Annotated in this window: 8 protein-coding genes; 5 read left to right on the top strand and 3 right to left on the bottom strand. The window is 55.0% G+C overall.

Going from position 1 to position 11,179, the window contains the following annotated elements:
• Nucleotides 1–171: 171 nt before the first annotated feature.
• From FHS27_RS24820 to FHS27_RS24800, 5 genes are all read left to right on the top strand, one after another.
• Nucleotides 172–879, top strand: coding sequence for a potassium channel family protein (locus FHS27_RS24820; RefSeq protein ID WP_184308121.1), 708 nt, complete (start codon nucleotides 172–174; stop codon nucleotides 877–879).
• 182 nt (nucleotides 880–1,061) lie between these two features.
• Nucleotides 1,062–2,423, top strand: coding sequence for an efflux RND transporter periplasmic adaptor subunit (locus FHS27_RS24815; RefSeq protein ID WP_184308119.1), 1,362 nt, complete (start codon nucleotides 1,062–1,064; stop codon nucleotides 2,421–2,423).
• A gap of 22 nt (nucleotides 2,424–2,445) precedes the next feature.
• Nucleotides 2,446–5,622, top strand: coding sequence for an efflux RND transporter permease subunit (locus tag FHS27_RS24810; protein WP_184308117.1), 3,177 nt, complete (start codon nucleotides 2,446–2,448; stop codon nucleotides 5,620–5,622).
• Nucleotides 5,623–5,706: 84 nt separating this feature from the next.
• Nucleotides 5,707–6,576 carry a universal stress protein gene (locus FHS27_RS24805; RefSeq protein WP_184308115.1) on the top strand — a complete coding sequence of 290 codons (870 nt, stop codon included), beginning with the start codon at nucleotides 5,707–5,709 and terminating at the stop codon, nucleotides 6,574–6,576.
• A gap of 62 nt (nucleotides 6,577–6,638) precedes the next feature.
• A complete protein-coding gene (locus tag FHS27_RS24800) occupies nucleotides 6,639–7,547 on the top strand; it encodes a bestrophin family protein (RefSeq protein WP_261363961.1) in 909 nt (302 codons plus the stop codon).
• A gap of 71 nt (nucleotides 7,548–7,618) precedes the next feature.
• Here the strand turns inward: FHS27_RS24800 and FHS27_RS24795 are convergent, their stop codons facing one another.
• The 3 genes from FHS27_RS24795 to FHS27_RS24785 form a co-directional block, all read right to left on the bottom strand.
• A complete protein-coding gene (locus FHS27_RS24795; protein ID WP_184308113.1) occupies nucleotides 7,619–8,416 on the bottom strand; it encodes a hypothetical protein in 798 nt (265 codons plus the stop codon).
• 100 nt (nucleotides 8,417–8,516) lie between these two features.
• Nucleotides 8,517–10,388 (bottom strand): glycerophosphodiester phosphodiesterase family protein, encoded by a 1,872-nt coding sequence (locus tag FHS27_RS24790; RefSeq protein WP_184308111.1) that lies wholly within the window; start codon nucleotides 10,386–10,388, stop codon nucleotides 8,517–8,519.
• A 91-nt stretch (nucleotides 10,389–10,479) separates the two neighbouring features.
• Entirely contained in the window at nucleotides 10,480–11,100 is a 621-nt protein-coding gene (locus FHS27_RS24785; protein ID WP_246420851.1) for an HdeD family acid-resistance protein, read from the bottom strand.
• Nucleotides 11,101–11,179 lie beyond the last annotated feature (79 nt).

Raw genomic sequence — 11,179 nt, 5'->3', positions numbered from 1 at the left:
TGAACGTGGTTATGATGAGCCTCCATATCCGACGTACGCAAGTGTGACGATTCGTCGCACTCCGAATCCCGATAATCCTTGTCGACAAAGCGGCATCGTTTACGGCGAAAAAGTTGAGCGGCACGTTCTTGATGCTGGTAACGTGGTTGCACGATGCAAAGGTCCTGTTAAATGATATTGGCGCAACCGAACGAACCGAGCAAGCGTGGATTCATGCGTCCGCTCAGTCATCTGGAGCTATTGTTGACGCTGGTGTTTCTGCAAATCAGCCAAAGCTTCTTGTCGTCCGAACATTTGGTGCAGCGATCTGTTTTTAACTTCACCCTGCTATTCGTCGTGTTTTCCGCGTTGCGAACGCTCTCACAATCGAAGACGTGGACGTTCATCGCGTTGGCTGCGGGCGTCTTAGGTTATGCTCTCATTTCGTACAGTGAGTTTGCGAGTTCCGTATGGTCTCTCGTAATCAGCGATTTGTGTTTTTTTGTCGTCTTTTCGCTGTTGCTGCTGGCGTTGGGTGAATCCGTTTTCTCAAAAGGACTGAGCGACCTCAATCGAATCATTGGGGCGGTCTGTATCTATTTCATTATCGGATTGCTGTTCGCGTTGTTGTATTCGTTGCTGGAGACGTTCCAGCCGGAATCATTCAGTTTGAGCGTGCATGAGAACGATGCTGCCGGCCATCAGGATCGGTTTGGGCAACTTCTCTATTTCAGCAATGTGACGTTGACAACGCTCGGCTATGGCGACATCCAACCGGTGTCACGGCCCGCTCGCAGCTTCGCAACGTTGGAGGCATTGATCGGTCAGTTGTATTTAGCAATCGTGATCGCGCGTCTCGTCGGCGTGCACATCGCCAACGCATCACGAACTCGAGAATAACCAAACATGAATTCGATAAAGTCTCATCCGTCCGATCGTCATCGGCTAACGCGAGCTTGCGATATCGCCTATCCTGATAGACAGGCCAAAACGACATGCCACCGCCCATCATTTTTCGACGTTGCTGAATCGCTCACACGCGACTTCCTTCACACTCATCCACGACAAATCGGTACGGGACGATGAAACGAGTTCAAACGAGCCTCCTTGTTGGTTTGCCGGTTACCGTCATGTTCGCTTTCATGATCGGTTGCAATTCAGCCAAGAATGACTACCAACCTCCGCCACCGCCGGATGTGACCGTCACGACTCCGGTTCAGCAACAGATCACACCGTTCATGGAACAGAACGGCGTCGTCGAGGCGGTGGAAGAAGCCGACGTGAGATCACGAGTTCTAGGCTTTGTCGAATCAATCGATTTCGAACCCGGCCGAGAAGTCACCGCCGGACAGGTGCTCTATCAAATCGAGCCGGATCAATATGAAGCAGCCGTGAATTCCGCCCAAGCGAGCGTCGAATCCGCCGAAGCGGCTATCGAAGTCGCAAAGGCTTTGGTCGGTACCGCCGAAGCCGAAGCGATGCGAACGGCGCAGAACCTCGTCCGCGAACGATCAATGATGGAAAAGCAAGCGGGCTCACAAGCTCAACTCGATGCAGCGATTGCCGAGAACGACGCGGCGGTAGCGGCGTTGAAATCAGCGAAGGCGAACGTACAAGCCGCAATCGCTGACAAAAGCCGCAGTGAAGCGACTCTGGCACAGGCCAAACTTGATTTGGGATACACCACCGTTACGTCACCGATCGACGGTCGTATCGCGAAGACTGACGTCAAAACAGGGAACTTGGTCGAGAACGGCACCAAACTGACCGCGGTGGTCAATCACGAAAGAATGTTCGCCAACTTCAGCGTCAGTGACCGCGAGATTTTGAGGTTGATGAAGGCCAAACGCGCAGCGTTGCCGCCCGACACCAAGCTGACCGAACCTGATTGGAGCACGATCAAGGTTTACCTGAGGCGCGAATCCGACGATGGGTTTCCGATCACGGGGTTCCTAGATTACGTCGACCAGGAAGGAGTCGATCCGGCGACGGGGACGCTCGGACTCCGAGCGGTATTTGAGAACGCGGATGACCTATTGATTCCCGGACTATTTGTCACAATCCGCATGCCGTTGGGTGACCCTAGGAAAGTCACGTTGGTTCCTGAGTATGCAGTGCTGCGTGACCAACGCGGGCAATACTGCCTGGTGATTAACGCGGAGAAGAAGGTGGAACGGGCTAATGTTTCGGTTTCGCAAAACGTCAGCGGTTGGTCCGTGGTCGAATCGGGATTAACGATGGACTCGCGTATCGTGATCGATGGAGTCCAACGGGCACGGCCCGGATTAGAAGTCAACGCCACGGATACGACGGTAGAGGTGAGTGATCTCGAATTGATGCGGGGAATCGCCGATCCGGATCCGTCGGACAGCGGCGAGTCTGACAAAGTTGATGCAGTCCCTGCGACAGGCGACGCCGAAACGACCACTTCCGAAGTCGAATGAATCGAAAGAAAGCAATCGTCTGATGTCACGCTTCTTCATCTACCGCCCCATATTCGCGTCCGTCATCTCGATCATTATTATGATCGCGGGACTCGTTTCGTTCGGCGCACTTCCGATCGCAAAATTCCCACCGATCGCACCACCCACGATCAGTGTTTCGGCCGTGTACCCCGGCGGTGACGCACGAACAATTGCTGAAACCGTCGCGACTCCCATCGAACAACAGGTCAACGGCGTCGAAGGCATGATCTACATGTCGTCGAATAGCTCCGACGATGGCAGTTACAACTTGACCGTAACGTTCGAAGTGGGGACGGACACCGACATTGCATCCGTGTTGGTTCAAAACCGTGTCGCGATTGCCGAAGCTCAACTTCCCTCGGAGGTTCGGGCCCAAGGGATCACGACAAAGAAACAATCAACGCAAATCCTCCAATTCATCTCGTTGACATCTCCCGATGGCGACTATGACGGGCTGTTCTTGAGCAATTATGCGTTAACGGTCAAAGATGAACTCAGCCGCGTGAACGGTGTTGGCGAAGTCCAGGTGTTTGGTACCGGTGACTACAGCATGCGAATCTGGCTCGATCCGCGAAAACTCAAACAACGAAGCCTAACGACAGCAGACGTCGTTGCCGCGATCCAGGAACAGAACGTGCAAGTCGCCGCCGGTCAAATCGGTGCACCGCCTGCTCCTGATGGAACCGCCTATCAATTGACGGTCAGTGCGCGGGGAAGGTTAGTCGAAAAGGAAGAGTTCGAAGAGATCATCATCGCCACCGGTGCGGACGGCAGAGCCCTTCGCGTCAAGGACGTCGCTCGGGTCGAACTCGGTGGCAAGGACTACACGTTCGACTCGCGATTCAACGGGCAAGCCTCGGCATCGATTGCGATTTATCAGTTGCCCGAAGCGAACGCGATGACCACCGCCGAAGCGGTTCGGACAAAACTGAAAGAACTCCGGTCCAACAACAACTGGCCAAGTGGACTGGAATACACGGTCGGATTCGACACCACTCTGTTCGTCGAAGCGTCGATCGCAGAAGTCTACAACACTCTCATGATCGCAGTGTTATTGGTGGTCTTGGTCATTTACGTGTTCTTGCAAGACTGGCGTGCGACCATCATTCCGGTCGTGGCAATCCCGGTCTCTCTGATCGGTACGTTTGCGATTATGAGCATCATTGGTTTTTCGATCAACATGCTCTCGCTCTTTGCGATCGTGTTGGCGATCGGGATTGTAGTCGACGACGCGATTGTGGTCGTCGAAAATACAACGAGACACCTTGCCAACGGTTTGAAACCCAAAGATGCGGCGGTCAAGGCGATGGACGAAATCACGGGCCCCGTGATCGCAACAACGCTGGTTCTGCTCGCGGTGTTCGTGCCCAGCGCGTTCATGGGCGGCATCACCGGGCAACTGTTTCGTCAGTTCGCGTTGACGATCTCCGGTGCGGTGCTGATCAGCACACTCAACGCACTGACGCTCAGCCCCGCGTTGTGCGGAATCATTCTGCGGGCACCTCAGGAATCCACATTCATCGGTTTTCGCTGGTTCAATCGCGGTTTCGACGCGTCGACATCGGCGTACGGTTTTGTGATCCGATGGTTCGTCCGTTTGGTACTGTTTGTGATGGTGGCGTACGTCGCCTTGGTCATCACCACGGGGGCAGGAATCAGTTCTTTGCCGACCGGATTCGTACCGGATGAAGACCAAGGCTACTTGTTCGTCAACGTGCAATTGCCTGATTCCGCATCGAGCCAACGCACCCGTACGGTCATGCGACAACTGGAAGACATCTACGACGAAGTTCCAGGCATCTCGGACAACCTCTCCATCGCCGGATACTCGCTGCTCGGCGGGTATGCCGGATCGAACCTCGGCTTAGCCATCATCATTCTGGATCCGTGGGACGAACGGAAAGAACCCGAAAAGAGCATCACGGCGATTCAAGCGAATTTGCAACAAAGGTTCAATAAAATCCAAAGTGGAATCGTGTTCGCCTTCGCTCCGCCACCGATCGACGGACTCGGCGCGGCAGGCGGATTTCAGATGGAAGTTCTCGACCAAGGCGGTTCGGGATACGACGCTCTGCAAGCAACTGCGGAGGACATGGTCGCCGCGGGCAACGGTCAGACGGGATTGACGGGGTTGAACTCATCGTTTCGCGCCAACGCCCCGCAATTGTTTGCCGATGTGGACCGCGTGAAAGCCAAGAACCTTAACGTACCACTGGCAAACGTGTTCGGAACGCTGCAAGCATATTTAGGATCGGCTTACGTCAATGATTTCACCTACAACAATCGCTCCTATCAAGTCCGCGTTCAGTCCGAAGCAGAGTTCCGGGCCTCGCCCAGCGATATCGAGGAGCTCGACGTTCGCGACAGCACCGGCCAAATGATTCCTCTCGGTGCGATCGTAAACGTGAAGGAGAACTTCGGGCCTTCAGTGGTACGCCGTTACAACTTGTACCCCAGTGCGGCAATCAACGGCGCCGCAGCTCCGGGAACCAGCTCCGGCGAAGCGTTGGAACTGATGGAACAGATGGCGGACTCGCGAATGGCTCCTGGATTCGGGTTCGCCTGGACGGGCATGTCACTGCAAGAAAAAATCGCCAGCGGCGGACAGGCGACTGTTTTCCTGCTGGCCGTTCTCGCGGTGTTCCTGGTTCTCGCTGCCCAATACGAGAGCTGGACGAGTCCCGCTGCCGTCATCGCGGTCGTGCCGCTCGCGGTGCTCGGTGTAGTTCTGGCGCTCGTCGTTCGTGGCATGCCCAACGATACGTACACGCAAATCGGGATCGTGTTGCTGGTTGCGTTGGCCAGCAAAAATGCGATTCTGATCGTCGAGTTCGCCAGTGAGGAACGACGCAAAGGGCTCCCGATTGGCGAAGCCGCCCACAAGGCCGCGACCCTGCGTTTCCGCGCGATTTTGATGACCGCATTCTCCTCGATCCTCGGCTTCCTGCCTCTCTTAGTGGCAACGGGAGCGGGTGCGGCGAGTCGCCAAGCGGTCGGCAATGCCGTCGTTGGCGGGATGCTGGCCGCGACCGTGTTTTCGCTGCTGTTTGTTCCCACATTCTTTGTCGTGTTCCAGCGACTCGCGGAATGGCGAACGAGCAAACCTGATCTCGCAACTCCTGAGGCATCAGTGGACAAGGCTAGCATCACATCGTCACCTGATAAAACCTCCGACTAGAATACGAGCCCCGGGGGCGATCCCCAATGGGTTCACACCGGTCCGTCAAACACCTTAGCGCCGAATACGGAATTTCCTAACAACGTGAGCAAGCCCGCCCGATTCATTTTGCATCCGACCGACTTCAGCACTGAATCCAGTGTCGCGTTGGCTCATGCGGTGCGTATCGCAGTCAACAACAAGGCGACTCTCGATCTGTTGCACGTTGAAACCGATCCCGCCGCGTACGGGGATGACCAAGACGACGTTCCAGTTGAAGACTGGAACCAGTTTCCTTCGATCCGAACAATGCTGGAAACATGGGGATTGATCGCGTCGGGTGACGCACGGTCGGATGTCACGGATCTCGGAATTGAGATTTCCGAAGTGGTCAGCTATGGCAGCGACGTCCCGGACGCAATCGCGGAGTATTGCCAACAAAGACCGATCGACATGGTCGTGCTATCGACAGCGGGACGTGATGGATTCGCATCACTGTTGATACCATCGACCGCAGAACGTGTCGCCGACAAAGTTTCGAATCTCTCAATCCCGACATTGTTCGTCCCCAAACACTCGCGTGGATGTGTGGACGTCGAAACCGGCCGCGTGACCATGAATCACGTATTGGTTCCGGTTGATCATGAACCCGACGCCGAGGAAGCTGTTGAGCGAGGCCTCCGAGCGATGGCGGCATTTGGTGACGAGCAGGCTGACATGACGTTGCTGCATGTCGGGGCGGAGTCCGAGTTCCCACACGTTGAAATCTCTGGTACGTCTCGCAACGTCCGGCGAATCTCTCAACAAGGCGACCCAGCCACCGAAATCCTCTCCTTCGCACGCGACGCCAAAGTCAACCTGATCATCATGGTGACCGATGGCGAGCAAGGACTGCTCGACGTTTTACGTGGGACAACGACCGAAAAAGTGCTGCGGCACGCTCCGTGTCCCGTCCTGGCCATCCCGGCACGATAGCCGGTTGCTTACAAAGTCACGACCGATTTCCAAACTCGTAGAAAAGCGTTGCCGATTGACTGATGATTGTTGATACGTCTCGGAGCACATGGCGCATGGTGGGCGAGTTATGGTTGCCCATGCTCCCGATCATAGGGTACGTGCTGTTGGTCTCTTGGATCGACATCGCCTACCACCTCGAGGAATACGAATTTCCGATCGCGATTCTTGGTGTCTTGGGCACCGTCATCGGACTCTTGCTCGCCTTCCGAACGAACTCAAGCTACGACCGATGGTGGGAAGCGAGAACCTTGTGGGGCGCGATCGTGAACGATTCCCGCACGTGGGTTCGCCAACTGATCGCCTTCTCAAAAACAGAAAATGTTTCCAAAGAGATCAGTCCAACGGTTCAACAGATGGCGTTTAGGCACGCTGCGTGGTGTTACGCGTTGAGTCGTAATCTCCGTGCCGGAGATCCATTCATTGGAATGGATGAACTCATCGGCCGTGATGAGATCGACACGTATCGGACCAGCAACAACGTTCCCAATGCGATCTTGCATCGCCAAGCCATCGAACTTCGGCGATTGAGGGAACAAAATCAAATCGAGCTTTATGAGTTCGTCGAATTGGAACGAACGCTAACACGACTCACGAATTCGATGGGCGGTTGCGAGCGTATCAAAAACACTCCCTTTCCCGCCCTCTACAGCCGGATGGTACACGGACTCATCTACGGTTTCGTGCTCTTTCTGCCATTCGGTTTGGTTCAGGTTCCAACGCCTGGGCTCATTTTCATCTCACTCTCTCTCTCACTGGGATTCCTCCTGGTCGATCACGTTGCGATCTATCTACAGGACCCGTTCAGCAATCGCCCCTCAGACACCCCAACGCTCGCATTGTCACGCACGATCGAAATCAACATTCGACAAATGTTGGGTGAGACAGAATGGCCCGACAAACTCGAACCGGTCGATGGTGTCCTCTACTAGACATCGCATTTCTCCAGTAACCACCGTCGCCAAACGGTGGACCGCGTACCGGCGAACGCAGCCTCTGCGTCCTACGATGCGTCTTCATGCAACCCCGGAGGACCATCGAGCACGTTGTCGAGGTTTTCAGACAAGATCAAGATCGCTTCCCAGTCTCCGGTGGTGATGGTTTGGCAATGCGCCAGATTGTTGCGGAGCTTCTCGAGCATTTTGGCCGTCTGCTCGACTTGCCGACGTGATTCGAATCGCGTGAGTCCGCGAAGGGTAGGACTTCGTGCGACGATTTGGGATTTGTCAGAGAGTTGAAGGCAATCCAACAACGTAACGCTTTGGTTACGCCGATCTCGTTCGAGCAACAGTTTCTCTGCCTTCTCCACGCGGCTGGCTGACAAGAATTCTCGCCAACTCTCGCCGGGACAGTATTGCTCGATCAATCGACCGAATCGCATTTCGATGAGTGTGACCATGCCAAACAACCACATTCGAACCGGCGGCTTATCGAGGTCGCTGCGACTGACGATTCCGCCGACGCGTCCAAATGTCGAAACGAAAAGACGCCGCTGATCTCGCAAACGCAACACTAACTCGGGCAGCGGTGCCGCACTCAAAATCACCTGCGAATCATCGAACGGTTTCATGAAGTCGCCACATGTTCCATCGCTTACGTCGTCGATTTCCATGTAGCCCTCAATCCGTCCTCTCTGGCGTATACCAACGACCTCATAATGTCCCTCTTCCATCAATTCGCGGACCTGGCTCGTCGGCGCGAAATCATCGAACGAAACCAGTGGTTCGGTAATGTCATGCACGACGAACGCTTGCATGAACACACGACGTAGGCTGTGCACGGTAGAAGGACTAGGGGACATCGGAAGGTCCATCGTTGTGGGGAAAGCCGGCAATTCGAATTGCCGTGAACGTGTTCATTGAATTAGCCGATTGCCGTGCATTACGCTGGTGGAGAAACATTCACTGTTCGGCGATGGGCGGATCCGTTCGCAGCAGACCGGCCAATTCGAGCATTAATCGTTCCGGGGCACTCATTGCAGCACGCTGCTTCAAGACCTTTCGCGCGAGAGCAGGTCGATCCGTTAGCAATCCGTCAACACCGCGGCCGATCATTGTCGACATCGTCACAGGATCGTTGACGGTCCAGACATAAACATCCATCCCGGAAGCGTGTGCGGACGCAATGAAACTACGAGAGGCGAAGCCCGCGTTGACGGCTAGGAAGTCCACGTCGATTTTGCGTAGATCTCCCGCCGAAACTGACATCAACAGCCCAACCTTCCAATCGGGACGGAGTGACTTGAGCTTTCGCACACCATCTCGCTTGAGCGACATCGCCAACACGTCGGAAACCATGCCTTCGGCTTCGACGACATCGACGACTCGTTGCTCGAGATCTTGATCGTGTCCGTAATACTTCAGCTCGATATTGACTCCGATTCTACCTTTGCACGCCCTCAGAACGTCAGAAAGCAACGGCGTTCTTTCACTAGCGAATTCGGTCGCGATTCGACTTCCGATATCAATGTCGGACAAATCATCGATCGTCGCGTCCCAAATTTTCAGTGGGTTTCCACCGAGCTTCATGAAGTCGCTGTCATGTAGCACGACGACTTCACCGTCGGACGTTTCCTGCACGTCGAGTTCGATCCAATCAGCACCATCCTCGATCGCTCGCTCAAACGCCGCCATCGTGTTCTCGGGCGCCACCGCCGACGCCCCACGGTGTGCCATCACCTCAACATCATCCTCCAACCGCACACTTTGAATCGCAAATGCACCAACGGTCGCGGCGACGACGACACCCACGACACCTGCCATAATCAATCGTGTGCGTGTTATCCCCAGACCGGTTTGATTGGTTGACGAGATCGCCTGGCCCAAACTCACCGCAGAAAGGTTTCCACTGCCGCGATAGCGATAGAGATTAAAAAGGATAGCGGCGAATGTTGTCGTGGTGAGCAGGTTGATGGTCACGTTGGCGAATGCCCAAACCGACAGAGTCAATCCGACCGTGACCATCAAGTATCGCAGTGACGCGGTTCCATCCTGCACCAACAGATTCCCAACGGCCGCGACCACTCCAGTCGCGATCAATGCCATTCCGGATGTCGCGATGATCCAACCGACGATAAACAATACGATCGTCCGGCGATGACCGGTCGCCCGCTCGTTGCTTTGACGTAGCGACTGCGAGGGAGACACGTTTTCAAACAACAGCAAAGGCAGTGCGAATAACCATCCTGTGAATGCGCGAAGCAAAATCGCACCGAGCACGGCGAGCAGCATTCCCCCGACACACACGGCAGCAATGAAAACCGGTGGTTTCTCGGTCAAGTAATAGTTGATGTCGTAGTTCGACAGCAGCGTCACGTACGTCACCCCTGCGACGACGGCAAAAGGCAACAACACCAACAGCAGCCAAACCAGCACACGCCCAGTCAATTGCACGACCTTCCAAGCGTTTGCGGCAGCGAATCGCAACGCTCCCACAAAACTCAGCCGCCGATCAAGCTCCGAAGCACACAAAATGCCCAGCAAGGCCGTTTGTTCCAGGGCGATGATCCCCAACCAGCATGCCCCCGTGACGATCACGCACGCCAATCCGACGGGACGCAGAAAGAGATACGCAATATCGACGTCGGTGAGAATCGACGATCCTGAGAGTGCGATCAACGTTCGAAACAAAACGCCAACGAGTGGCGTCAGCACAATGAACGCGATGATCTTAAACGCTGCACCAGTCACAGCGAGCGACTTCCAGTTCGCACGGAAATCAGACGCGGCACGAATGAGCACCGCACGCGAATCAGCGATGGGGTCTTCTGCCATTTCTTATCGAATCCTTCGAAGATGATCACCGGATCAAGGGGCGCCAAATCGATCCGATCGCGTTGGCGATACTTGGTCCTCGCGATTCGTATTAAGCTTGACCGCTCTTCGGCACCGGCAGTTTTCGCATCACAAGCGCGAGCATGATCCACGTCCAGCCGTTGAAAAGCAGCTCGAGCCCCACGAGCAATCCGATGATCCAAAGAACACCTGAAGGCTCTTCGGGCAGTTGCCGGAAGCTGCGGAAGATGATGAGTCCCAACATCGAGGTCACGACACCGTTGAACAAGTGCCATCCCCACTGAGGATATTGCACGATCAACGCCGTCACGATTCGAAAACCACCGGCGATGACGAAGAAACCCGCGAGCATCAGGGTCAACAACGCGAGTGACGTCAGCGGAGCGTCAGTAATGACAAACCCGGTTACGAGGTACACGATCCCGACCAAAATCTGCAACATGAACGCACTCCATTCTCGCGCCCAAAATGCACTGATGATTGTCGTTACGCCGCTGATGATCAGCACCGCGCCGAGAAACACGACCACGCCGAGCGACGTGAACCAGGGATACGCGATCGATGCGATCCCACCGATGACCAGCAAAATTCCGATGACCAGAAAACACCACCACTCTTTGCTCAATCGAGAAAGTTCGTGGGCGGCAAATCCTTGGATCTCTTTTTCGTGGTGTTCTTGGACGTCATTCATCAGAAACTCTCCAGGAGGCAGCAACATGTTATTGGAATGCGGTGACGGCGATTCTCACGCCGTCGATCACCGCGGCAAA

Source organism: Aporhodopirellula rubra, from assembly GCF_014192335.1.
In the GTDB taxonomy this organism is placed as follows: Bacteria; Planctomycetota; Planctomycetia; order Pirellulales; family Pirellulaceae; genus Rhodopirellula; species Rhodopirellula rubra.
Note: the sequence above shows the minus strand (reverse complement) of the source record. Positions and strands in the feature narration are given on the sequence as shown.